This is a genomic window from Streptomyces sp. NPDC002889, assembly GCF_042888425.1.
Classification (GTDB): domain Bacteria; phylum Actinomycetota; class Actinomycetes; order Streptomycetales; family Streptomycetaceae; genus Streptomyces.
This window is the reverse complement of record NZ_JBIAPT010000003.1, coordinates 378,413-401,472: the sequence shown is the minus strand read 5'-3', so window position 1 is coordinate 401,472 and position 23,060 is coordinate 378,413. Positions and strand designations below refer to the sequence as shown.

Annotated in this window: 22 protein-coding genes and 1 riboswitch; of the genes, 15 read left to right on the top strand and 7 right to left on the bottom strand. The window is 69.0% G+C overall.

Going from position 1 to position 23,060, the window contains the following annotated elements; genetic code table 11:
* Positions 1-65: 65 nt before the first annotated feature.
* Together ACFYWI_RS06810 and ACFYWI_RS06805 are read left to right on the top strand one after the other, a co-directional pair.
* Positions 66-1,289 carry a sensor histidine kinase gene (locus ACFYWI_RS06810; RefSeq protein WP_389226203.1) on the top strand — a complete coding sequence of 408 codons (1,224 nt, stop codon included), beginning with the start codon at positions 66-68 and terminating at the stop codon, positions 1,287-1,289.
* Positions 1,286-1,972 carry a response regulator gene (locus ACFYWI_RS06805; protein ID WP_389226200.1) on the top strand — a complete coding sequence of 229 codons (687 nt, stop codon included), beginning with the start codon at positions 1,286-1,288 and terminating at the stop codon, positions 1,970-1,972. Before ACFYWI_RS06810 ends, ACFYWI_RS06805 begins: the two co-directional genes overlap by 4 nt.
* Before the next feature lie 111 nt (positions 1,973-2,083).
* On the opposite strand, the gene nadA is transcribed toward ACFYWI_RS06805, so the two are convergent.
* The gene (gene nadA, locus ACFYWI_RS06800; RefSeq protein ID WP_389226197.1) at positions 2,084-3,274 is read right to left on the bottom strand and encodes a quinolinate synthase NadA; all 1,191 of its coding nucleotides are present in this window, start codon (positions 3,272-3,274) and stop codon (positions 2,084-2,086) included.
* Between the two features lie 243 nt (positions 3,275-3,517).
* Here nadA and ACFYWI_RS06795 point away from each other — a divergent pair, with 243 nt between their 5' ends.
* The gene (locus tag ACFYWI_RS06795; protein ID WP_360867362.1) at positions 3,518-3,874 is read left to right on the top strand and encodes an iron-sulfur cluster assembly accessory protein; all 357 of its coding nucleotides are present in this window, start codon (positions 3,518-3,520) and stop codon (positions 3,872-3,874) included.
* 80 nt (positions 3,875-3,954) lie between these two features.
* Here ACFYWI_RS06795 and ACFYWI_RS06790 read toward each other — a convergent pair whose 3' ends face one another.
* Both ACFYWI_RS06790 and ACFYWI_RS06785 read right to left on the bottom strand, forming a co-directional pair.
* Entirely contained in the window at positions 3,955-5,475 is a 1,521-nt protein-coding gene (locus tag ACFYWI_RS06790) for a hypothetical protein (protein WP_389226192.1), read from the bottom strand.
* 151 nt (positions 5,476-5,626) lie between these two features.
* A complete protein-coding gene (locus ACFYWI_RS06785) occupies positions 5,627-5,833 on the bottom strand; it encodes a hypothetical protein (protein WP_389226189.1) in 207 nt (68 codons plus the stop codon).
* Positions 5,834-5,961: 128 nt separating this feature from the next.
* Here ACFYWI_RS06785 and ACFYWI_RS06780 point away from each other — a divergent pair, with 128 nt between their 5' ends.
* Positions 5,962-6,936 (top strand): carbohydrate kinase family protein, encoded by a 975-nt coding sequence (locus tag ACFYWI_RS06780; RefSeq protein WP_389226186.1) that lies wholly within the window; start codon positions 5,962-5,964, stop codon positions 6,934-6,936.
* Between the two features lie 170 nt (positions 6,937-7,106).
* Here the strand turns inward: ACFYWI_RS06780 and ACFYWI_RS06775 are convergent, their stop codons facing one another.
* Positions 7,107-8,486: a cysteine desulfurase/sulfurtransferase TusA family protein gene (locus ACFYWI_RS06775; protein ID WP_389226338.1), complete on the bottom strand. Its 1,380-nt coding sequence runs from the start codon at positions 8,484-8,486 to the stop codon at positions 7,107-7,109.
* A gap of 269 nt (positions 8,487-8,755) precedes the next feature.
* On the opposite strand from ACFYWI_RS06775, the gene coxB reads away from it, so the two are divergent.
* From coxB to ACFYWI_RS06755, 4 genes are all read left to right on the top strand, one after another.
* Entirely contained in the window at positions 8,756-9,721 is a 966-nt protein-coding gene (gene coxB / locus ACFYWI_RS06770) for a cytochrome c oxidase subunit II (RefSeq protein ID WP_389226183.1), read from the top strand.
* Complete coding sequence (gene ctaD, locus ACFYWI_RS06765; protein ID WP_389226180.1) at positions 9,718-11,454, top strand: cytochrome c oxidase subunit I; 1,737 nt, start codon at positions 9,718-9,720, stop codon at positions 11,452-11,454. Before coxB ends, ctaD begins: the two co-directional genes overlap by 4 nt.
* Positions 11,451-11,849 (top strand): cytochrome c oxidase subunit 4, encoded by a 399-nt coding sequence (locus ACFYWI_RS06760; RefSeq protein ID WP_389226177.1) that lies wholly within the window; start codon positions 11,451-11,453, stop codon positions 11,847-11,849. The genes ctaD and ACFYWI_RS06760 overlap by 4 nt, the downstream gene beginning before the upstream one ends.
* A 113-nt stretch (positions 11,850-11,962) precedes the next feature.
* Positions 11,963-13,216 carry an Ig-like domain-containing protein gene (locus ACFYWI_RS06755; protein ID WP_389226174.1) on the top strand — a complete coding sequence of 418 codons (1,254 nt, stop codon included), beginning with the start codon at positions 11,963-11,965 and terminating at the stop codon, positions 13,214-13,216.
* On the opposite strand, the gene ACFYWI_RS06750 is transcribed toward ACFYWI_RS06755, so the two are convergent.
* Positions 13,213-13,614, bottom strand: a complete 402-nt coding sequence (locus ACFYWI_RS06750) for a hypothetical protein (RefSeq protein WP_389226171.1) — start codon at positions 13,612-13,614, stop codon at positions 13,213-13,215. The two genes, ACFYWI_RS06755 and ACFYWI_RS06750, sit on opposite strands and share 4 nt — an antisense overlap.
* Positions 13,615-13,807: 193 nt before the next feature.
* On the opposite strand from ACFYWI_RS06750, the gene ACFYWI_RS06745 reads away from it, so the two are divergent.
* The 6 genes from ACFYWI_RS06745 to ACFYWI_RS06720 all read left to right on the top strand — a co-directional run bounded on the left by ACFYWI_RS06745 (position 13,808) and on the right by ACFYWI_RS06720 (position 20,999).
* Positions 13,808-14,428 (top strand): heme-copper oxidase subunit III, encoded by a 621-nt coding sequence (locus tag ACFYWI_RS06745; protein ID WP_389226168.1) that lies wholly within the window; start codon positions 13,808-13,810, stop codon positions 14,426-14,428.
* Between the two features lie 81 nt (positions 14,429-14,509).
* Positions 14,510-15,319, top strand: coding sequence for a c-type cytochrome (locus ACFYWI_RS06740; protein ID WP_389226165.1), 810 nt, complete (start codon positions 14,510-14,512; stop codon positions 15,317-15,319).
* Positions 15,316-16,380, top strand: coding sequence for a Rieske 2Fe-2S domain-containing protein (locus tag ACFYWI_RS06735; protein ID WP_389226162.1), 1,065 nt, complete (start codon positions 15,316-15,318; stop codon positions 16,378-16,380). Before ACFYWI_RS06740 ends, ACFYWI_RS06735 begins: the two co-directional genes overlap by 4 nt.
* The gene (locus ACFYWI_RS06730) at positions 16,377-18,002 is read left to right on the top strand and encodes a cytochrome bc complex cytochrome b subunit (RefSeq protein WP_389226159.1); all 1,626 of its coding nucleotides are present in this window, start codon (positions 16,377-16,379) and stop codon (positions 18,000-18,002) included. Before ACFYWI_RS06735 ends, ACFYWI_RS06730 begins: the two co-directional genes overlap by 4 nt.
* A gap of 126 nt (positions 18,003-18,128) precedes the next feature.
* Positions 18,129-19,193: an anthranilate phosphoribosyltransferase gene (gene trpD, locus ACFYWI_RS06725; protein ID WP_389226156.1), complete on the top strand. Its 1,065-nt coding sequence runs from the start codon at positions 18,129-18,131 to the stop codon at positions 19,191-19,193.
* A gap of 96 nt (positions 19,194-19,289) precedes the next feature.
* A riboswitch (SAM riboswitch) is annotated at positions 19,290-19,406 on the top strand.
* Positions 19,407-19,583: 177 nt separating this feature from the next.
* Entirely contained in the window at positions 19,584-20,999 is a 1,416-nt protein-coding gene (locus tag ACFYWI_RS06720) for an aminotransferase class V-fold PLP-dependent enzyme (protein ID WP_389226153.1), read from the top strand.
* 630 nt (positions 21,000-21,629) lie between these two features.
* Here ACFYWI_RS06720 and ACFYWI_RS06715 read toward each other — a convergent pair.
* Both ACFYWI_RS06715 and ACFYWI_RS06710 read right to left on the bottom strand, forming a co-directional pair.
* Positions 21,630-21,911, bottom strand: coding sequence for an Lrp/AsnC family transcriptional regulator (locus tag ACFYWI_RS06715; RefSeq protein ID WP_005318592.1), 282 nt, complete (start codon positions 21,909-21,911; stop codon positions 21,630-21,632).
* Positions 21,908-22,630, bottom strand: a complete 723-nt coding sequence (locus tag ACFYWI_RS06710; RefSeq protein ID WP_389226150.1) for a rhomboid family intramembrane serine protease — start codon at positions 22,628-22,630, stop codon at positions 21,908-21,910. Before ACFYWI_RS06710 ends, ACFYWI_RS06715 begins: the two co-directional genes overlap by 4 nt.
* A gap of 150 nt (positions 22,631-22,780) precedes the next feature.
* On the opposite strand from ACFYWI_RS06710, the gene ACFYWI_RS06705 reads away from it, so the two are divergent.
* Entirely contained in the window at positions 22,781-23,023 is a 243-nt protein-coding gene (locus tag ACFYWI_RS06705; RefSeq protein WP_389226147.1) for a hypothetical protein, read from the top strand.
* The last annotated feature ends 37 nt before the right edge of the window (positions 23,024-23,060 follow it).

The following is a 23,060-nucleotide window of genomic DNA, read 5'->3' as shown; positions in this document are numbered from 1 at the left end:
CCGCGAGCACCGCACGACCGCGACGCGTGCCGCCACCGTCCTCGTACGCCGTAACGTTGCCTGACGTGACCTCATTCGCCGACCGCGTCGACCGGGCCAAGGGCCGGCTGCGCGCGCATCCGCTGGCGTTCGACGCTGCGCTGGCGTCGGCCGTGCTGATCTGCATGGTCACCGGGTCCTTCGCCGATCCGAACGGGCCGCACGGTCCCACCTTCGGCACTCGCACCCCCGAGGTGCGCAGTGCTCTGCTGATACTGGTCGCCGCCGGGGCGCTCGTCTTCCGGCGGCGGCATCCGATGGCCGTGCTCGTGGTCACCGCAGGGGTGTCGGTCGTCGAGCTGGTGGCCGGCGACCCCGCAGCGCCCGTGGCGATGAGCGCCGTGATCGCGCTGTACACCGTCGCCTCCCGCACCGACCGGCCCACCACCTGGCGGGTCGGCCTGCTGACCATGGGCGTGCTGACCGGCGCCGCCATGTTCTTCGGGTCCGGCCCCTGGTACACCCAGGAGAACCTGGGCCTCTTCGCCTGGACCGGTATGGCGGCGGCCGCCGGTGACGCCGTCCGCAGTCGGCGCGCCTTCATCGACGCCATCCGGGAGCGGGCCGAGCGCGCCGAACGCACCCGTGAGGAGGAGGCCAGGCGCCGGGTCGCCGAGGAGCGGCTGCGGATCGCCCGTGATCTCCACGATGTCGTGGCCCACCACATCGCCCTGGTCAATGTGCAGGCCGGCGTCGCCGCCCATGTCATGGACAAGCGGCCCGACCAGGCCAAGGAGGCACTCGCCCATGTGCGCGAGGCCAGCCGCTCCGCGCTGGACGAGCTGCGTGCCACCGTGGGGCTGCTGCGCCAGTCCGGCGATCCCGAGGCGCCCACCGCACCCGCCCCCGGCCTCGCGGTGCTCGACGAGCTGGTGACCACGTTCCGGCAGGCCGGCCTCCCGGTCGAGGTCGCTCGGGCCGACGACGGCGTGACCCCGCCCGCGGCGGTCGACCTCGCCGCGTACCGGATCGTCCAGGAGGCCCTGACCAATGTGCAGAAGCACGCCGGCGCGGAGGCGAAGGCCGAGGTGAGCGTGGTGCGGGTGGGTTCGACGCTGGAGGTCACGGTGCTCGACAACGGCGCCGAGGCCGAGCAGAGCAGTACGGACGGCGGCGGTCACGGCCTGCTCGGTATGCGCGAGCGCGTCACCGCACTCGGTGGCCGTCTGTCCGCGGGCCCCCGCTACGGCGGCGGTTTCCGCATCCAGGCGATACTGCCGCTCAAGACCCGCACGGGGGAGGACGGATGACGATCAGGGTGCTGCTCGCCGACGACCAGGCACTGCTGCGCAGCGCGTTCAAGATCCTGGTGGACTCCGAGCCGGACATGGAGGTCGTCGGCGAGGCGGCCGACGGGGCCGAGGCGGTCGCCCTCGCCCGCACGGCCAAGGCGGATGTCGTGCTGATGGACATCCGGATGCCCGGTACGGACGGACTCGCCGCCACCCGCCTGATCAGCGCGGACCCGGCGCTGTCCGGGGTACGCATCGTCATGCTCACCACCTTCGAGGTGGACGAGTACGTCGTGCAGTCGCTGCGCGCCGGGGCCTCCGGATTCCTCGGCAAGGGCGCGGAGCCGGAGGAGCTGCTGAGCGCCATCCGCATCGCCGCCGCGGGGGACGCGCTGCTGTCGCCCGCGGCGACCAAGGGCCTGATCGCCACGTTCCTCGCCCAGGGCGGCGGTTCGGACGGCACACGGGAACCGCAGGCGTACTCCGAGCGGCTGGACGCCCTCACCGGGCGGGAGCGCGAGGTGCTGGTGCTGGTTGCCGGCGGGCACACCAACGACGAGATCGCCGCGCGGCTCGAGGTCAGCCCCCTCACCGTCAAGACCCATGTGAACCGGGCCATGGCCAAGCTCGGCGCCCGCGACCGGGCCCAACTGGTGGTCATTGCTTACGAGTCGGGCCTGGTACGTCCGAAGGTGGACTGAGCCGCCCACCGAGAAGGCCTCGGAGCCGGGCCACCGATGAGGCCGGGCCGGGCAAGCCGAAGGGGGCGTCCCGGCCGGGAGGCCCCCTTCGGCTTGCGCACATGCATGGGCTTACGGCAGCGCCAGCATCCGCTCCAGCGCCAGCTTGGCGAAGCTCTCCGTCTCCTTGTCGACCTGGATCCGGTTGACCAGGTTGCCCTCGGCCAGCGACTCCAGCGTCCACACCAGGTGCGGCAGGTCGATGCGGTTCATCGTCGAGCAGAAGCAGACCGTCTTGTCGAGGAAGACGATCTCCTTGTCCGGGTGCGCGTTGGCCACGCGCCGGACCAGGTTCAGCTCGGTGCCGATCGCCCACTTGGAGCCGGACGGAGCCGCCTCCAGCGTCTTGATGATGTACTCGGTCGAGCCCACGTGGTCCGCGGCCGCCACGACCTCATGCTTGCACTCGGGGTGGACCAGTACGTTCACGCCCGGGATGCGCTCGCGTACGTCGTTCACCGAGTCCAGCGAGAAGCGGCCGTGCACCGAGCAGTGTCCGCGCCACAGGATCATCTTCGCGGCGCGCAGCTCCTCGACCGTCAGCCCGCCGTTGGGCTTGTGCGGGTTGTAGAGGACGCAGTCGTCCAGCGACATCCCCATGTCACGCACCGCCGTGTTCCGGCCCAGGTGCTGGTCGGGGAGGAAGAGGATTTTCTCGCCCTGCTCGAAGGCCCAGTCCAGGGCGCGCTTGGCGTTCGACGACGTACAGATCGTGCCGCCGTGCTTGCCGGTGAAGGCCTTGATGTCCGCGGAGGAGTTCATGTACGACACCGGCACGACCTGCTCGGCGATGCCCGCCTCCGTCAGCACGTCCCAGCACTCGGCGACCTGCTCGGCCGTGGCCATGTCGGCCATCGAGCAGCCGGCCGCGAGGTCGGGGAGCACGACCTTCTGGTCGTCGGAGGTGAGGATGTCCGCGGACTCGGCCATGAAGTGCACACCGCAGAAGACGATGTACTCGGCCTCGGGGCGTGCCGCGGCGTCCTTGGCCAGCTTGAAGGAGTCACCGGTGACATCCGCGAACTGGATGACCTCGTCCCGCTGGTAGTGGTGGCCGAGGACGAAGACCTTGTCGCCGAGCTTCTCCTTGGCCGCGCGGGCGCGGGCCACCAGGTCCGGGTCGGACGGTGAGGGCAGGTCACCGGGGCACTCCACGCCTCGCTCGCTCCTGGGGTCGGCTTCGCGGCCGAGCAGCAGCAGAGCGAGCGGCGTCGGCTGGACGTCGAGCTCAGTGCGGGTTGGGGCGGTGGTCACGACACGCACCCTTTCTTCTCTGCAGACAGACCTTTTCGTCTATTTGACGCTATCTATCATAACTGCTTCACGTCACTTTGACGATGGCCATAACGTCTATGTGACGCACCCCCTGTCGCCACGTCGGTGCCCCAGCTCGACGCAGTGTGCGAGCATGAATGGGAAAGACACGCCACGGCCCGGAATGAATCCGCGGCCACGCCGGTTGCAACCGTCGGCAAGCAGTCTCCGTACTACCCGGGAGAGAAGCAGATGTCCGTATCGGACGAGACCACCACCGTGAACGACGGCATCCTCCTGTCCGATGCCGCCGCGGCCAAGGTCAAGGCCCTGCTGGACCAGGAAGGCCGTGAGGACCTGGCGCTGCGCGTGGCAGTTCAGCCGGGCGGCTGCTCCGGCCTTCGCTACCAGCTGTTCTTCGACGAGCGTTCGCTCGACGGCGACGTGGTCAAGGACTTCGGTGGCGTCAAGGTCGTCACCGACCGGATGAGCGCTCCGTACCTGGGTGGTGCGTCGATCGACTTCGTCGACACCATCGAGAAGCAGGGCTTCACCATCGACAACCCGAACGCCACGGGCTCCTGCGCCTGCGGCGACTCCTTCAGCTGAGCCTTCGCCGACCCACGCTGTCGAAAGGCGGCGGTCCCTTCCGGGACCGCCGCCTTCGGCGTATGTCGTATGTCCAGGGACTACCGCTTGAGCGGCGGCACCGACTCACCCGTCTGTGCCATGACGACCTTCCGGTCGCCCAGCGGCTGCTTCAGCTTCACCGACTCCTTCAGCTCCTTGGCCATGGCGATGCAGACACGCTTCGGGTCCGGGTTCGTCTCCACCACGCTGACCCGCACCTGGCCCTCGGTCTCGGCCGCCTTCGCCGCGTAGTCGCTGCACACGCCGCCCCAGAAGGTCAGCGTCAGGGTCCGCCCGTCGGCGCTCACGTCGTACGACGTGGGGCTCAGCCCCTCCTCGGGCGCCACCGGATCCTTCGGGGGCTTCGTCGGTGTGATGTCCTTCTCCGGCGGTTCGGGCGCCGTGAGGAACTTCGGGTCCACCGCCGGATACGTGATGGTGAACGGCTGGTCCACGCCCTTCGGCGCCACCTCGAACAGCCATGACGGCACCAGCGCCTGCCGTCCCTCCACAAAGTGGGCGGCGAGCCCGAAGACGGCCTTCTTGATCGTCACCTGCTCGGGCCCGGCCCCGGAGCCCTCGGGCTCGCAGGGCGCGGACGGCTTCAGCTCCCCGTCCTGCTGCCGCTCACCCTCCGCCGGGACCGGCGTCGCGCATCCGCCGATCCGGGCCCGGTCCTGGCCGGCGCCGGCTGCGTTCAGCTGCTTCACCGCCTTCTCGGCGGAGATGACGGGATAGCTGTCGCCCTTCTCGGGCATCTTCAGCCGGCCGCTTCCGCCGACCACCTGACCGTCCGCGCCGACCTGGATCCCGGTCGTCCAGCCGTACGTCGGCAGCCCGCCGACCACCGGGTCGGCGTTCACCACCCGTACCGCGCCCATCAGCTGCTTCGCATCCAGCTCGGCGTCGCTGTGGCCCACCGCGTCGAGCACCGGGGCCGCGGCCTTCTTTGCGGCCTCCTCGCTCACCGCCGGGCCGGCCGCGTCCGGGGAGCCGCCGCTCGGGGTGTCACCGCCGGAGGGGCAGGACTTGCCCTTGAGGCAGTTGTCGCCGCCCGGCGACGCGCCGAACCTGGCGAACGTCCAGGTCCCCGGGGCTTCCTTGTCGACCTGCAGCAGCGGGGCCGAGCCGTCCTTGTCCGCCCCGATCTTCCAGACCGGGCCTGCCGACCGCGGCGTACCCGGCAGTCCGAGCGCCTTCGCCAGCCGGGTCACCTCGGCCTCGGTGACCGTGCCGCTCGACCGGTGGACGGCGGCCCGGTCGGGGCCGTCGGGCAGCTCGCCCGTCGCCTTGTAGACGATCCCGCCGCCGGAGGGGTCGGGCTCGCCGGGGGCGATCGAGCCGTCCCCGCGGCTCCCGCTGCTCTCCGTGTACCCGTCCAGTGCGAGAGGCGGCGGGTCGTTGTCGCCGCCGGGGGCGCCGCTCTTGGCGCCGGTGGTGCCCGAGCTGCCGAGGCCGGCGGTCGCGAAGTACGCCCCGCCCCCGCCGGCGACCAGCACCGCGGCCGCCACCGAGGCGACGGCGAGCGGGGAACGCCGACGGCGCGGGCTGTCGTGCGTGGTGTTCTCCGTGCTGCTCACCGCATCGCTCCTTGTCTCATGCCCTCTGCTGCGGAGGGCACGGATGGGACGGAGCGGGGGAGCGCGCGGTTCCCTCGCGTGCGCCGGCGGGTCCACCGGTGCGTCGCGAGGGTGGGTCGTGCAGGTTCGCCGCGTGGTGAACGCCGCCGGCTCAGTCGCCGTACACGGACATTGTGCCGACCAGTCGCGCCGATGCGGCCGGCACCACGACACCGTGGATGAGGGAGGGAGGCACGGGAGCGGGCTTCGCGGCAGCCGGAACCACCCAGTGCGGTGCCATGCGCGCGCAGTCTCCGCGCAGCTGGGCCAGGCTCATCTCGGACTCTCGCGGCTCGCGCAGGGCGCTGTGCTTCGTCATGGTCGCACCGTATGCACCTGGAGCTCCATGAAAAAGACCTACTATCGGGTAGTTTCCGTTGTTCGGTCAGAGCCGGTGACCCGGTAGCGTGAACTGTCACTGCCAACCCTCCCCAGGAGCGCCTCACCGTGCGTATCGCAGTCACCGGCTCCATCGCCACCGATCACCTCATGACCTTCCCCGGCCGCTTCGCCGACCAGTTGGTCGCGGACCAGCTGCACACGGTCTCCCTCTCCTTCCTCGTCGACAACCTCGATGTGCGCAGGGGCGGTGTCGGCGCGAACATCTGCTTCGGCATGGGCCAGCTGGGTACGGGGCCGATCCTGGTCGGCGCGGCCGGCAGCGACTTCGACGACTACCGCGCCTGGCTCGACCGGCACGGCGTGGACACAGCATCCGTCCGTATCTCCGAGGTGCTGCACACCGCGCGCTTCGTGTGCACCACGGACGCCGACCACAACCAGATCGGCTCCTTCTACACCGGCGCGATGAGTGAGGCCCGGCAGATCGAGCTCAAGGCGGTGGCCGACCGGGTCGGCGGGCTGGACCTCGTACTGATCGGCGCGGACGACCCCGAGGCGATGCTGCGCCACACCGAGGAGTGCAGGGCCCGCGCGATCCCGTTCGCCGCGGACTTCTCCCAGCAGATCGCCCGGATGAGCGGCGACGACATCCGCACCCTCCTCGACGGCGCCACCTATCTCTTCTCCAACGAGTACGAGAAGGGGCTCATCGAGTCCAAGACCGGCTGGAGCGACGAGGAGATCCTCGGCAAGGTCGGCCACCGCGTCACCACGCTCGGGTCGCGGGGTGTGCGCATCGAAGGTGCCGGGATCGACCCCATCGAGGTCGGCTGCCCGGAGGAGGAGGCCAAGGTCGACCCGACCGGCGTCGGCGACGCGTTCCGCGCGGGCTTCCTGTCCGGGCTGTCCTGGGGTGTGGGCCTGGAGCGCGCGGCCCAGGTCGGCTGCATGCTGGCGACGCTGGTCATCGAGACGCTGGGCACCCAGGAGTACACCCTGCGCCGCGCCCACTTCATGGACCGCTTCACCAAGGCGTACGGGCACGAGGCGGCGGCGGACGTCCGCGAGTACCTGGCCTGACCGGGGGCTCGATCTCCCCCCGACTTCGTCCGGGGGACCCCCGAGAGGCTGGATTTGCCCGGTCGGGCAAATCCAGCCCGTCCGGCGTTCGAGGACACTGCTCCCACACCCTGCGGGCGTGGGAGGTACCGCCGCCGTACGGGTCCGGGCCCGCGCCGCGCCCGCCGGCACTACGAAACGCGCCGCACCACGTACGCAGCGCCCCGCTCCGCCGCCTGCTCCCCGACGTACTCCTGCCCCCGCATCCCGCACCACGCCGGGATGTCCAGCCGCGCCGCCTCGTCGTCGGCGAGCACCGTCACCGTGCCGCCGACAGGTACGTCCCCGATGACCTTCGCCAGCTCGATCACCGGGATCGGGCACCGCTTGCCGAGCGCGTCCACGACGAGGGACCCGGTCCCGGACGGTTCGGCCGCGGCCGTCGGCGCACCCAGCCGTTCACGGACCCCGGCCACCACTTTCGGCAGGACCTCGAGAAAGCCGTCCACGTCCTGCGGCGTCGTGCCCGGCGGCAGCGACACGCGGACGTTCCCTTCCGACAGCACACCCATCGCCCGCAGCACATGGCTCGGCGTCAGTGTGCTGCTGGTGCAGGAGGAGCCGGACGACACGGAGAATCCCGCCCGGTCCAGCTCGTGCAGCACTGTCTCCCCGTCGACATAGAGACAGGAGAACGTCACGAGGTGGGGGAGTCGGCGCATCGGATCGCCCACCACCTCCACATCCGTGATCAGCTCGGGCACCCGGGCCCGGATCCGGTCCACCAGGGCCCGCAGCCGTCCCGCCTCGTCGGCTGCCTCGGCCCGCACGGCTCGCAGCGCGGCCGCCGCAGCCACGATCGCCGGGATGTTCTCGAACCCGGCCGCGCGCCCGGACTCCCGCTCGTCGGCGGGGCCTTGGGGGGAGAAGCGGACACCCTTGCGCACGGCGAGCAGCCCGACGCCCGCGGGCCCGCCCCACTTGTGCGCGCTCGCCGCCAGCAGCGACCAGTCACCGTCCACCGGCCCCCAGGCCAGCGACTGGGCCGCGTCCACCAGCAGCGGCACCCCGGCGGCCCGGCAGGCATCGGCCACCCGCGCGACCGGCTGCTCGGTGCCCACCTCGTGGTTCGCGGACTGCAGTACGGCCAGAGCGGTGTCGGGGCGGAGCCCGGCGGCGTACGCATCGGGGGACACCGCGCCGAGCCGGTCCACCGGGACCTCGCTCACCGTGCCGCCGGCCGCCTCGTGGGTGGCCGCGGAGTGCAGGACCGAGGAGTGTTCGACCGAGGAGACCACCAGATGACGGCCGACACGCCGACGGCCCGCGAGCGCTCCGGAGATCGCGGAGTGGATCGCCGCCGTCCCCGAAGGAGTGAAGACGAGCTCGTCCGGGCGGCATCCCACGGCCTCGGCGGCTGCCTCCCGCGCCGCGTCCAACAGCAGCCGGGCGCGCCGCCCCTCGCGGTAGAGCCGCGCCGGATCCGCCCACCCCTCGTCGAGGGACGCCTGCAGGGCCTGCCGGGCGACGGGGTGCAACGGAGCTGATGAGGCGGTGTCGAAGTAGGGCACACCCCACGCTAACTCTTCGTGCGGAGGGGCCGTCATATGACCGCCGGAAGCGGTCATTCCAGGGTCCTTGGGACGTCTTCGAGGGGCGCAGCCATCCCTTCGGGGTGTCGGACGGCGCGTTGGGCACCCTCCCCGCGCGACCCCAAATAGCGTCCAGTAGGGTTTGGTCCGCATAAACATCCAAACCCCTGCCCGCGTCAGGGCCGGCGACCGACCAGCGAGACGGCCGCAGCCGGCCGCGCGGGCCGAGACTCTCGGGAAGGCGCTACGTGAGTCCCAACGGCTCCGACCGCTCGTCGCGGCGCCCGATGCGGCGGAAGCTGCCGCAGGTGCTGACTGCGGGCCTGATCCTGGCGACCGCCACCGGTTGCACATACAAGGACTTTCCCCGCCTTGGAATGCCCACCCCGGTAACGGAGGAGGCGCCGCGGATCCTCTCACTCTGGCAGGGCTCGTGGGCGGCTGCGCTCGCCACGGGTGTGCTGGTGTGGGGCCTGATCCTGTGGAGCATCGTCTTCCACCGGCGCAGCCGCACCAAGGTGGAGGTACCTCCGCAGACCAGGTACAACATGCCCATCGAGGCGCTGTACACGGTGGTTCCGATCATCATCGTCTCGGTGCTCTTCTACTTCACCGCGCGTGACGAGTCGAAGCTCCTCGCCCTCTCGGACAAGCCCGCCCACACCGTCAACGTGGTCGGCTACCAGTGGAGCTGGGGCTTCAACTACCTCGAGGACGTGGACGGCAACCCCGCCACGGGCGACGCGGCGGCGGACAAGAACCTGAACGCGGTTCCGGACAAGTACACCAACGACTTCCCCGCGGGGGCGGAAGGCGTCTACGACGCCGGCATCCCCGGCACCCGGAACCCCCAGACCGGTAACCCCGGCCCGACCCTGTGGCTGCCCAAGGGCGAGAAGGTCCGGTTCATCCTGACCTCCCGTGACGTCATCCACTCCTTCTGGGTCGTCCCCTTCCTGTTCAAGCAGGACGTCATCCCCGGTCACACCAACGTCTTCGAGGTGACGCCGACCCAGGAGGGCACCTTCCTCGGCAAGTGCGCCGAGCTCTGCGGCGTCGACCACTCCCGGATGCTCTTCAACGTCAAGGTGGTCTCCCCCGAGCGCTACCAGCAGCACCTGAAGGAGCTCGCCGAGAAGGGGCAGACCGGCTTCATCCCGTCGGGCATTGAGCAGACGGACCCGGCCAGGAATGCGGAGAAGAACCAACTGTGAGCATCCTCAACGAACCTCAGGGTGCCGCCGCGGCTGACGACTCGTATGAGAACGAGCTGCCGGTACGGCACAAGCAGCCCGGCAATGTGGTGGTGAAGTGGCTGACCACCACCGACCACAAGACCATCGGCACGCTCTACCTGATCACGTCGTTCTTCTTCTTCTGCATCGGCGGAGTGATGGCGCTCTTCATGCGCGCCGAGCTCGCCCGTCCCGGCACGCAGATCATGTCGAACGAGCAGTTCAACCAGGCGTTCACGATGCACGGCACGATCATGCTGCTGATGTTCGCGACGCCGCTGTTCGCCGGATTCGCGAACTGGATCATGCCGCTGCAGATCGGCGCGCCCGACGTGGCGTTCCCGCGGCTGAACATGTTCGCGTACTGGCTGTACCTCTTCGGCTCGCTCATCGCGGTGGCCGGCTTCCTCACCCCGCAGGGTGCGGCCGACTTCGGCTGGTTCGCCTACTCCCCGCTGTCGGACGCGGTCCGTTCGCCGGGTGTCGGCGCCGACATGTGGATCATGGGTCTGGCCTTCTCCGGCTTCGGCACCATCCTCGGCTCGGTCAACTTCATCACCACGATCATCTGCATGCGCGCTCCCGGCATGACGATGTTCCGGATGCCCATCTTCGTCTGGAACGTGCTGCTGACCGGTGTGCTGGTCCTGCTGGCCTTCCCGGTGCTGGCCGCAGCGCTCTTCGCGCTGGAGGCCGACCGTAAGTTCGGTGCGCACATCTTCGACGCGTCCAACGGCGGCGCGCTGCTGTGGCAACACCTCTTCTGGTTCTTCGGCCATCCAGAGGTGTACATCATCGCCCTGCCGTTCTTCGGAATCGTCTCCGAGATCATTCCGGTCTTCAGCCGCAAGCCGATGTTCGGTTACATCGGTCTGGTCGGCGCGACGATCGCGATCGCGGGTCTGTCCGTGACGGTGTGGGCGCACCACATGTACGTCACCGGTGGCGTACTGCTGCCGTTCTTCTCCTTCATGACGTTCCTCATCGCGGTACCGACCGGTGTGAAGTTCTTCAACTGGATCGGCACGATGTGGAAGGGCTCGTTGTCCTTCGAGACACCGATGCTCTGGACGATCGGCTTCCTGGTCACGTTCACCTTCGGTGGTCTCACCGGCGTGATCCTGGCCTCGCCGCCGATGGACTTCCACGTCTCCGACTCGTACTTCGTCGTCGCGCACTTCCACTACGTCGTCTTCGGCACCGTGGTCTTCGCGATGTTCGCCGGATTCCACTTCTGGTGGCCGAAGTTCACGGGCAAGATGCTGGACGAGCGGCTGGGCAAGATCACCTTCTGGACGCTGTTCATCGGCTTCCACGGCACGTTCCTGGTGCAGCACTGGCTGGGTGCCGAGGGCATGCCGCGTCGTTACGCGGACTACCTCGCCGCCGACGGCTTCACGGCACTGAACACGATCTCGACGATCGCCTCGTTCCTGCTCGGTCTGTCGATCCTTCCGTTCGTGTACAACGTCTGGAAGACCGCCAAGTACGGCAAGAAGATAGAGGTCGACGACCCGTGGGGCTACGGCCGTTCGCTCGAATGGGCGACGTCCTGCCCGCCGCCGCGGCACAACTTCCTCACCCTGCCGCGGATCCGCAGTGAATCCCCGGCATTCGATCTGCACCACCCGGAGATCGCGGCTCTCGACCAGCTCGAGCACGGCGGCCACGACGGCGACGTGCTGGCCGGTGGCAAGGAGGAGAGCAAGTGAAGATCCAGGGCAAGATGTTCCTCTGGCTGAGCGTCTTCATTCTGGCCGTCGCCGTTCTGTACGGCGTGTGGTCGAAGGAGCCGGCCGGTACCACCGCGCTGTTCCTGGCCTTCGGCCTGAGCATCATGATCGGCTACTACCTGGCCTTCACGGCCCGGCGTGTGGACAAGATGGCCCAGGACGACACGGACGCCGATGTGGCGGACGAGGCCGGCGAGGTGGGCTTCTTCTCCCCGCACAGCTGGCAGCCGCTCGGGCTGGGCATCGGCGGCGCGCTCGCGTTCCTCGGTGTCGCGATCGGCTGGTGGCTGCTGTACTTCTCGGTGCCGCTGATCCTGGTCGGTCTCTTCGGCTGGGTGTTCGAGTACTACCGCGGTGAGAACCAGAACCAGTAACACCATTGCTCACGACGGGCCGGACCCGGATTCCCCCAGGCGGGGGGAATCCGGGTCCCTCGTTTGCAGTCATCCAGCGCGCCGCAGGTGACAGCTCTTCATAGCGTGTGCTCATGAACCACACGCCACACTTCCGCACCGTCCTCAGCTGCACCGTGGTGATCCTGGGCCTCGGGCTGGTCGCGACCGCATGCGGCGAGCCGGACGGTCATCCGCTCGCCGGGACGCCGTACGACGCCGCTCAGCAGGTGGCGTTCAACGCCCCCAGGGCCGGCTCGAAGGCGGATCCGGACAAGCCCCTGGAAGTCACCGCCAAGAGTGACGGCGCCCGGATAACCGATGTCACGGTCACCGACGACTCGGGCCATCACCTCGCGGGTGAACTCTCCGCCGACGGCGTCCGCTGGCGCTCCACGGCCCCGCTGTCGGCCGGCGCCAAGTACACCGTCAAGGTGGCCACCGAGGACGAGGACGGCGCCCCGGGTACCCGCACCGTCACGTTCGAGACGGCGCCCGCCAAGAAGTTCCTCACGGCCGAATTCGGCCCCAAGGCAGGCACGTACGGCGTCGGCCAGCCCATCACGGTCACGCTCAGCACCGCCGTCAAGGGCGGGGAGGCCAGACGGGTGGTCGAACAGTCCCTCAAGGTCAGCTCCAGGCCCGCCGTGGAAGGCGCGTGGCACTGGGTGGACGACAAGACCCTGCACTACCGCCCGAAGGAGTACTGGCCCACCGGGGCGAGTGTCCGGGCCACCAGCAACCTCCAGGGCGTCAAGGTCGCGCACAAGCTCTACGGCGGCCGTTCGAAGGCACTGAAACTCTCCATAGGCGACCGCCTCGAGGCGATAACCGACGCCGGGGCGCACTCCATGACGGTCCTGCGCAACGGAGAAGTGATCAACACCATTCCGGTGACCACCGGGAAACCCGGGTTCTCCACCCGCAACGGCATCAAGGTCGTGCTCGGCAAGGAGTACTACGTACGGATGCGCGGCACCAGCATCGGGATAGCCGAAGGCAGCTCCGAGTCGTACGACCTGCCGGTCTACTACGCCACCCGCGTCACCTGGAGCGGTGAGTACGTCCACGCGGCACCGTGGTCCGTCGGCTCACAGGGCGTCGCGAACGTCAGCCACGGCTGCACCGGGATGTCCACCGGCAACGCCGCCTGGTTCTTCAAGACCTTCCGCGAGGGTGACATCGTCAAGGTCGTCAACAGCTTCGGGAACATGATGGACACCTTCGGAAACGGCTTCGGCGACTGGAACCTGTCCTGGGACAAATGGCGCGCGGGCAGTGCCCTGGTCGCCGACACCGAGGCCGACAGCACCGTCATCGAAACGGCACGGCTGCGGCCCCAGGTCTAGCAGTCCACGGCGAGCCGGGTGCGCAGCAGCGCGGCCAGGGTGGCCGCGAACTCCACCGGCTCCACCGGAAGGGTCACCGCCGCCTCGGCACGGCTCCAGGTGGCCAGCCAGGCGTCCTGCGGGCGTCCCATCAGCAGCAGTACGGGCGGGCAGTCGAAGACCTCGTCCTTGATCTGCCGGCACACGCCCATGCCGCCCGCAGGGACCGTCTCGCCGTCCAGCACGCACAGATCCACGCCGCCCTCTTCCAGGGCCTTGAGGACCGCGGGCAGCGTCGCGCACTCGAGGAACCGCACCGGCGGTACATCCGCGGCCGGCCTGCGCCCCGCCGCCAGCCGGACCTGCTCGCGCGTGTTGGCGTCGTCGCTGTAGACCAGGACCGTGGCGCTCGACTGCATGGTTCCTCCGCCTCGTTCGATCAGGTGCCGTTGCAGGTGCTCTGGCGCGGATGCTACTCGCTCCGACTGCCTGTCAACACCTGTTCGGACAGGCCTTCGATGGGCCGTTCGGGTCTGGACGACCGCCCTGTCGAAGGGACGGACACACCGAACGGCACCCCCCGGAGTGAGGGCGGGATAAGCGACCGACATAATGTCGGTCGTGGCGACAGCAACGACAGTAGAAACCGGGCACGCGCACCCGTCGGTCAATCGGCCGAACCTCACCAGCGTCGGAACCATCATCTGGCTGAGTTCCGAGCTGATGTTCTTCGCGGCCCTCTTCGCGATGTACTTCACCCTGCGATCGGTGACGGGTGCCGACTTCTGGAAGGCGCAGGCGGATCACCTGAACTTCCCGTTCTCGGCGACCAACACCACGATCCTGGTGCTCTCCTCCCTCACCTGCCAGCTCGGCGTCTTCGCCGCGGAGCGGGGCGATGTGAAGAAGCTCCGCACCTGGTTCGTGATCACTTTCGTGATGGGTGCGATCTTCATCGGAGGCCAGGTCTTCGAGTACACCGAGCTGGTCAAGGACGCGGGTCTTTCCCTCTCGTCCGACCCGTACGGCTCTGTGTTCTATCTGACCACCGGCTTCCACGGACTGCATGTGACGGGCGGTCTCATCGCCTTCCTGCTGGTCCTCGGCCGTACGTACGCGGCCAGAAGGTTCACCCATGAGCAGGCAACCGCCGCCATCGTCGTGTCCTACTACTGGCACTTCGTCGATGTCGTCTGGATCGGCCTCTTCGCCACGATCTACATGATCAAGTAATCGGCGCGGGCGGCACGCGCCGCCTGAAGCAGACACAGTCCAGAAGCATCGACGCAGAAGATCCTGACACCGGGGTAATCCGTGAAAAAGCTCTCCGCACGACGACGCCATCCGCTGGCGGCGGTCGTCGTCCTACTCTTCGCGCTGGCGGCCACTGGGGGGCTGTACGCCGCGTTCGCACCCGCGGACAGGGCGCAGGCCGATGAAACCGCCCAGTCCCTCGCCATCGAGGAGGGCCAGAAGCTCTACACCGTCGGCTGCGCCAGCTGCCACGGAACCGGCGGTCAGGGAACCACCGACGGCCCGTCCCTGGTGGGCGTCGGCTCCGCGGCCGTCGACTTCCAGGTCGGCACCGGCCGTATGCCCGCCCAGCAGCCCGGCGTCCAGGTGCCGAAGAAGAAGGTCATCTACTCGCAGAGCGAGATCGACCAGCTCGCGGCGTACATCGCCTCCCTCGGCGCCGGACCGATCACGCCGACGGAGAAGCAGTACAGCCCGGAGGGTGCGGACATCGCCAAGGGTGGCGACCTGTTCCGTACCAACTGCGCGCAGTGCCACAACTTCACCGGCGAGGGCGGCGCGCTGACGGACGGCAAGTACGCGCCGCACCTTGACGGCGTCAGCCCGAAGCACCTCTACGAGGCCATGCAGACCGGCCCGCAGAACATGCCGTCCTTCCCCGACACCACGATGCCCGAGCAGCAGAAGCGGGACATCATCAAGTACATCCAGACCGTGAACGGCGACGACACGCCGACCCCCGGCGGCTTCGCGCTGGGCGGACTCGGCCCCGTGAGCGAGGGCCTGTTCGGCTGGATCTTCGGTCTCGGTTCGCTGATCGCTGTTGCCGTCTGGGTCGCGGCCCACACCGCTAAGGCCAAGAAGTCATGAGTAGCCAAGAGAATCCAGAAGAGAACCTGCCTGTAGAGCAGGACGACGCGCACGGCGCCGGTACCGCCGTCGCACAGCGCCACGAGGACCCGTTCGCCGATCCCGGGCTGCCGCCGCACAAGCCGCGCGTCCAGGACATCGACGAGCGTGCGGCCAAGCGTTCCGAGCGTGCCGTCGCCTTCATGTTCACGCTGTCGATGCTCGCCACGATCGGCTTCATCGCCTCCTTCGTGGTCCTGCCGGTCGACAAGATCGTGTACATCTGGCCGCTCGGCCACATCAGCGCGCTGAACTTCGCGCTGGGTACGACCCTCGGCGTCGCGCTCTTCTGCATCGGCGCGGGCGCGGTCCACTGGGCGCGCACCCTGATGTCCGACGTGGAGGTCGCCGACGAGCGGCACCCGATCGAGGCCGAGCCCGAGGTCAAGGCCAAGGTTCTGGCCGACTTCGGGGCAGGTGCCGAGGAGTCCGCGATCGGTCGGCGCAAGCTGATCCGCACCACCATGTTCGGCGCGCTGGCCATGGTGCCGCTCTCCGGTGTGGTGCTCCTGCGCGAGCTCGGCCCGCTGCCGGAGAGCAAGCTCCGCCACACCCTGTGGGCCAAGGGCAAAGAGCTCATCAACATGAACACGAACGAGCCGCTGCGTCCCGAGGACATCGCGGTCGGTTCGCTCACCTTCGCCATGCCCGAGGGCCTGGAGGAGAGCGACCACGAGTTCAACACCGAGATCGCCAAGGCCGCCCTGATGATCGTCCGCATCCAGCCGGACGACATCAAGGACAAGCGCCAGCTCGAGTGGTCGCACGAAGGCATCGTGGCCTACTCCAAGATCTGCACCCACGTCGGCTGCCCGATCAGCCTGTACGAGCAGCAGACGCACCACGTCCTCTGCCCGTGCCACCAGTCCACCTTCGACCTCTCCGACGGCGCCCGCGTCATCTTCGGTCCGGCCGGTCACCCGCTTCCGCAGCTGCGTATCGGTGTCAACGCCGAAGGCAACCTCGAGGCACGCGGTGACTTCGAAGAGCCCGTCGGTCCTGCCTTCTGGGAGCGCGGATGAGCACTGCAACAGACACGAAGAAGAAGGCACCCGCCGGCGAGCGGGTCGCCGACTGGGCGGACGGCCGGCTCGGGATCTACTCGTTGGCCAAGGCCAACCTGCGGAAGATCTTCCCGGACCACTGGTCCTTCATGCTGGGCGAGATCGCCCTCTACAGCTTCGTCATCATCATCCTCACGGGTGTGTATCTGACGCTGTTCTTCCACCCGAGCATGAACGAGATCGAGTACCACGGCTCGTACGTGCCGATGCAGGGCATCCGCATGACCGAGGCGTACGCCTCGACCCTGCACATCAGCTTCGACGTCCGCGGTGGTCTGCTCATCCGGCAGATCCACCACTGGGCCGCGCTGATCTTCCTCGCCGCCATGTTCGTGCACATGATGCGCGTTTTCTTCACCGGCGCGTTCCGCAAGCCGCGTGAGATCAACTGGCTGTTCGGCTTCCTGCTGTTCGTCCTCGGCATGTTCACCGGATTCACCGGTTACTCGCTCCCCGACGACCTGCTCTCCGGCACCGGTGTCCGCTTCACCCAGGGCGCGATCCTGTCCACGCCGATCGTCGGCACGTACATCTCGATGTTCCTGTTCGGCGGCGAGTTCCCCGGCCACGACATGGTCGCCCGGTTCTACTCGATCCACATCCTGCTGCTGCCGGGCATCATGCTCGGTCTCGTGGTGGCGCACCTGATCCTGGTCTTCTACCACAAGCACACGCAGTTCGCGGGTCCCGGCCGGAACAACAACAACGTCGTCGGCATGCCGCTGCTGCCGGTCTACATGGCCAAGGCCGGAGGCTTCTTCTTCCTGGTCTTCGGTGTCATCGCGTTCATCGCGGCGACGTTCACGATCAACCCGGTGTGGGCGCTCGGCCCGTACCGTCCGGACCAGGTGTCCACGGGCGCCCAGCCGGACTGGTACATGGGCTTCGCCGAGGGTCTGATCCGTGTGATGCCGGGCTGGGAGATCAACCTGTGGGGCCACACCCTCGTCCTGGGTGTGTTCATCCCGCTGGTGCTCTTCGGTGTGGTCCTCGCCGCGATCGCGGTCTACCCGTTCATCGAGTCGTGGATCACCGGTGACAAGCGCGAGCACCACATCCTGGACCGGCCGCGCAACGCGCCGACCCGGACCGCGCTGGGCGTCGCCTGGGTCACCGGCTACGTGATCATGCTCATCGGTGGTGGAAACGACATCGTCGCGACCCACTTCAACCTGTCGATCAACGCGATCACCTGGTTCGTCCGCATCACCTATTTCGTCGGACCGGTCCTCGCCTTCCTCATCACCAAGCGGATCTGTCTGGGTCTGCAGCGTCGCGACAGGGAGAAGGTGCTGCACGGACGCGAGACCGGCATCATCAAGCGCCTGCCGCACGGTGAGTTCGTCGAGGTCCACGAGCCGCTGCCGCAGTCCGCGCTCTACACGCTGACGGCGCACGAGCAGCCCCGGCCCGCCAAGATCGGCCCGACGGTCGACGAGAACGGTGTCGAGCGCAAGGTGAGCCGTCTGCAGAAGCTGCGCGCCAAGCTCAGCCTCGGCTACTACGGGGACGAGAACCAGATCCCCAAGCCCACCCCCGAGGAGTACCGGGAGATCACCAGTGGCCACGGCCACCACTGATCCCCGCTGACCCCACGGTCGCCACGGCAGGAGCCCCGTCCATTCGCTGGACGGGGCTCTTTGCCGTCCTGGAGGCTGGATAGGGTGGGACCCGTATCCCATTGGCTGTGGACCCTGGAGCGGACCATGAACGTTGTGACCCCGGTAGGCGGCGACAGCGTGGCGGACCTCTCCTGGCCCGGCGTGCTGAACGCACTCCTCGAGAACCGCGACCAGAGCGCGGAGGCCACGGCCTGGGCCATGGACCGCATCCTCAGCGGCGAGGCCACCAACGCCCAGATCGCCGGTTTCGTGGTCGCGCTGCGGGCCAAGGGCGAGACGGTCGAGGAGATCACCGGACTCGTACGGACCATGTACGCGCATGCCAAGCTGATCGAGGTGCCCGGTCCCAGCGTCGACATCGTCGGCACCGGCGGCGACGGCGCCAAGACGGTCAACATCTCCACCATGTCCGCGATCGTCGTCGCCGGTACGGGTGCGAAGGTCGTCAAGCACGGCAACCGCGCCGCGTCCTCCCAGAGCGGCGCGTCCGACGTGCTGGAGAAGCTCGGCGTCAATCTCGAGCTCACCCCGCAGAGGGTCGCCCAGGTCGCCGAGGAAGCGGGCATCACCTTCTGCTTCGCGGTGAAGTTCCACCCGGCGCTGCGGCATGTGGCCGCCGCCCGCAAGGAGCTGGGCATCCGCACCACGTTCAACTTCCTCGGTCCGCTCACCAACCCCGCGAAGGTCAGGGCACAGGCGACCGGTGTCGCGGATGCCCGGATGGCGCCGATCCTGGCCGGCGTGCTGGCCGAGCGGGGCTCGTCCGCGCTGGTCTTCCGCGGTGACGACGGACTGGACGAGCTGACCACGACCGCCACCTCCCGGGTGTGGGTGGTACGGGACGGGGCCGTGCGTGAGGAACGGTTCGACCCGAGGGACGTGGGCGTCGCTCTGGTGCCGGTGGAGGCGCTGCGCGGCGCGGACGCGTCGTTCAACGCGGACGTCGCGCGCCGTCTGCTGGGCGGCGAGACCGGACCCGTACGGGACGCGGTGCTGCTGAACGCGGCGGCGGCGCTCGTGGCCCTGGAGCCGGGTGAGGGCACGCTGGCGGAGCAGATCGGGGCCGGGATGGCCAAGGCGGCGCAGTCCATCGATTCGGGTGCGGCGAAGGCGGCGCTGGACCGCTGGGTCGCGGTGAGCAACGCGTAGCGCCGCTGCCCGCAGCGGTGTTCGCCGTCCCCTGCCCGTCCCGGATCCCGGACACGGGTTGCGGGACGGCGATCGCGTGGCATAACTTTTCCGGCAGGTCATGAGTGACAGCGACGAGGCCCCGGCCCGCTGTCCGGCAACCCTCCGTCCGTGGCGGGGTGCCCCGGGTGAAGACCAGGCCGCAGGCAGCGAGGTCTGTGGCAAGCGCGGACCCCTTGCAGCCCCTGGGGTCCTGGTCCTCAAGGGAGCAGTCTCGTGAGCAAGCGAATGCGATAGGGCGTCGAGCCCCTTCTTCAGTACACCCTCCGCGCGGTGACCACCGTGCGTCGAGGCAGTCCCCGTACTCGGGTTCTTGAAGCCAATTCGCCTTTCCTGCCGGGAGATACCGTCATGTCCGCATGCCTGAACACCGCCGTCGCCGTCGTCTCCTCCGCCACCCCCGCCGCCGACACGGCCGCCGATCCCTGCTGCGCGGCCCCGCTGCCGGTCCTCGGCCGGGACGTCACCGTGCCCCTGGTCACCGGCGGCGAAGTCACCTACGCCGCCCTCGACTACGCGGCGAGCGCACCGGCGCTGCAGCGTGTGTGGGACGACGTGGCCGCCTACGCCCCCTACTACGGCAGTGTGCACCGCGGCGCCGGCTACCTCTCGCAGCTGTCCACCGACCTGTTCGAGAACAGCCGGGTGACGGTCCACGAGTTCCTCGACTGCCGCGACGACGACCAGGTCGTGTTCACCCGCTCCACCACCGACTCGCTGAACCTGCTCGCCGGCGCGCTTCCCGCCGACTGCCGTGTCTTCGTCTTCGAGACCGAGCACCACGCCTCGCTGCTGCCGTGGCGCGAGGCCCAGGTGACGTACCTGGACGCACCGCGTACGCCGGACGAGGCCGTCGCCACGCTGGAGCGTGCGCTCGCCACCTCATCCGCTCAGGACGCGTACGGTCCCGCCCTGGTCTGTGTGACCGGGGCGTCCAATGTGACCGGTGAACTGTGGCCGGTGAAGGAGCTGGCCGCCGCGGCCCACGCGCACGGCGCCCGGATCGTGCTGGACGCCGCCCAGCTGGCGCCCCACCACCCCGTCTCCGTACGGGAGTTGGACGTCGACTGGGTCGCCTTCTCCGGGCACAAGCTGTACGCGCCCTTCGGCTCAGGCGTGCTCGCGGGCCGCGCGGACTGGCTTCGGGAGGCGGAGCCGTACCTCGCGGGCGGCGGCGCGTCCCGCACCGTGGCACGGCGTACGGACGGCGGCGTGGACGTCGAGTGGCACACCACCGCAGCGCGCCACGAGGCCGGTTCGCCGAATGTCATCGGTGTCTACTCCATCGCCTCCGCGTGCAAGGCGCTGACCGAGGCCGGGTTCGAGGCGCTGGTCGCCCGTGAGCAGCACCTGATCGCGAAGGTACGCGAGGGCCTGGCGGATGTGCCCGAGGTCAGGGTGCTGTCGCTGTTCGGCGACAAGGCCCCGAGGGTCGGCGTCATCTCCTTCGTGGTGGAGGGCTGGAACAGCTCGCACTTCGCCGCGGCGCTGTCCGCGGAGTACGGCATCGGGGTACGGGACGGCCTGTTCTGCGCCCACCCGCTGGTGCGCACCCTGCTGGGCGGCGAGACGCAGGAGCCGGGCGAGTGCGGTGCCCCCGAGGCGGCGCCGGGCACGACGTCGTTGAACGCGATCCGCGTCAGTTTCGGCGCGGGCACGCCCGACGAGCACGTGGAGCGCTTCGTACGGGCGGTGGGGGAGCTGGTGCGCGAGGGCGCGAAGTGGAACTACCGCACGGAGGACGGCCGCTGCGTCCCGGCCGTGTGACGCCCTGGGCTTCGCCCCGGACCCCGACAAGCCCGCGCCTTCGGCACGGGCTTGTCGTATGCGGCGGCCCTGCCCCCGTGCGCAGCTTCGCGCCGCGATGGGTCCGGCGGTCGCGGTGCTCGCATTCCCGTGCTGCGCCCCGTGCCGGCAGCTTCACGCCGTGAGGTGCTCGGTGGTGTCGCGAGCGAGCCCCGCGCGGCTGGGGAGTCCCGTGCCGTGTACCGGGGTCCCCTGCTCGCCCGTGCGGAACTCCGCGGACGAGCCTTCGGCTGCCGGGCCCGGGATGCGCACGGGTCCGGGAGCGTCCCGGGACATGGCTCGACGGGCCGGGGCAGCAGCGCAACCGGCAGAAGTGGCCGGGCCCACCTCTGCGGGGCGGTCACGGATACCTGCTGGACGCGGAGGCTCGTTGCCCTGGCGCATGTGCGGTACGAGCACGCCTGGGGCCGGGAGTTGATCCACCGCTCGCCCCGGAGCCCGGCTGGGCGCGCAGGCCCTGCCGAGCGCCGTGCCTCCGGACCCTGGGGGCGGGAGGGGGAAACGGTGCGTATCCCGGCCGGGGGCAGGGCCTGCCGCAGCTCGAGGACCTCTGCGGGCCGGCCCGGTCCCCCACACACCCCGCCGGAGGCGCTACGCGTCGAGGCCGATCGCGAACGCCGCCTCCAGGTCGTGCTGGGAGTACGTACGGAACGCGACATGCGTGTCCGTTCCCTCGACGCCCGGGATCTTGCTGATGCGGCCGGGGATGACGTCCGCCAGGTCGTCGTGCTTGGCGACCCGGACCATGGCGATCAGGTCGTAGGTGCCGGTCACGGAGAAGACCTCGCTGACGCTGTCCAGCGCCGCGATCGACTCGGCGATCTCGGGGATGCGGTCCACGCTGGTCTTGATGAGCACGATCGCGGTGATCACGGTTGGCTTTCTCCCTCGGTGGCCGCTGCTTGGGTCTTCACTCTAGTCCCACCCCGAAAGCGCCCCCAGGCGTAGAGGAAGCCGGCCGAGAACCCCACCAGATGTGCGAGATAGGCGACGCCCGGCCCGTTGCCGGCCGTCCGTGCGGCCATCCACTGCAGCACGAACCAGAAGATCAGCACGATCCAGGCGGGAAAGCGCAGGGGCAGGAAGAGCAGGAAGGGGAACAGGCTGGTCACGCGGGCTCTCGGGAAGAGGTACAGGAACGCCCCGAGTACCCCGGAGATCGCCCCGGACGCCCCCACCAGGGTCTGCGCCGAGTCGGCGTTGGCGGCTGCGTAGGCGAGCAGCGCGAGGTAACCGGTGCCCGCGTAGAACAGGGCGAACTGCAACTGGCCCATCCCTTCCTCGGCCATCGCGCCGAAGACGTACAGGAAGAGCATGTTCCCCAGCAGATGCAGCCAGCTGCCGTGGATGAACAGTGCGGTGAGCGGGGTGAGCAGGGCGTGCGGTGAGCCGCCCAGCAGTTCGGACGGGATCACTCCCCACCGCTCGAAGTACGCGCGCTGCGCCTCGATCAGATGGTCACCCGTGCCGTACACCGGATTGAGACCCGAGACCGGGCTGACGACGAAGACCGCGCAGCAGACGACGATCACGCCGTAGGTCACAGCGGGCCCCTTGGCCGCGTTCCGGGCCGCTCCCCACCATTCGATCATGGGCAGAGCATGGCGTAGCGGGACCGACCGGTACAGAGTGCCTCGCCGCGCCACCGGGTACCCGCAAGGCCGTAGGGTTACGGGCAGTACATCCGCAGTTCGACGGCGCACCGCGGCACCCGCATCCGCACCACGAAAGAGGACGGCACGATGACGACGGTTCCCTCGCCGACCCCCGAGACCCGGTGGCGCTGCACGCTGTGCGGCAATCTGACACGCTTCGACGTCACCCGCTCGATGAAGGTCGTCGAGTACGTCCATCTGGACCTCGCCGGGGAGCCGAACGTCGAGGAGCGCGAGGTGGTCAGTGAGACCATCGAGTCGGTCCGCTGTCGCTGGTGCAACGCGGTGGATCAGATCGAGCTGGTGGACAGGCCGGGCGCGGCTTCCTGAGGAAGCTGCCCCGTACAGGCAGACGGGCAGTAGGGGT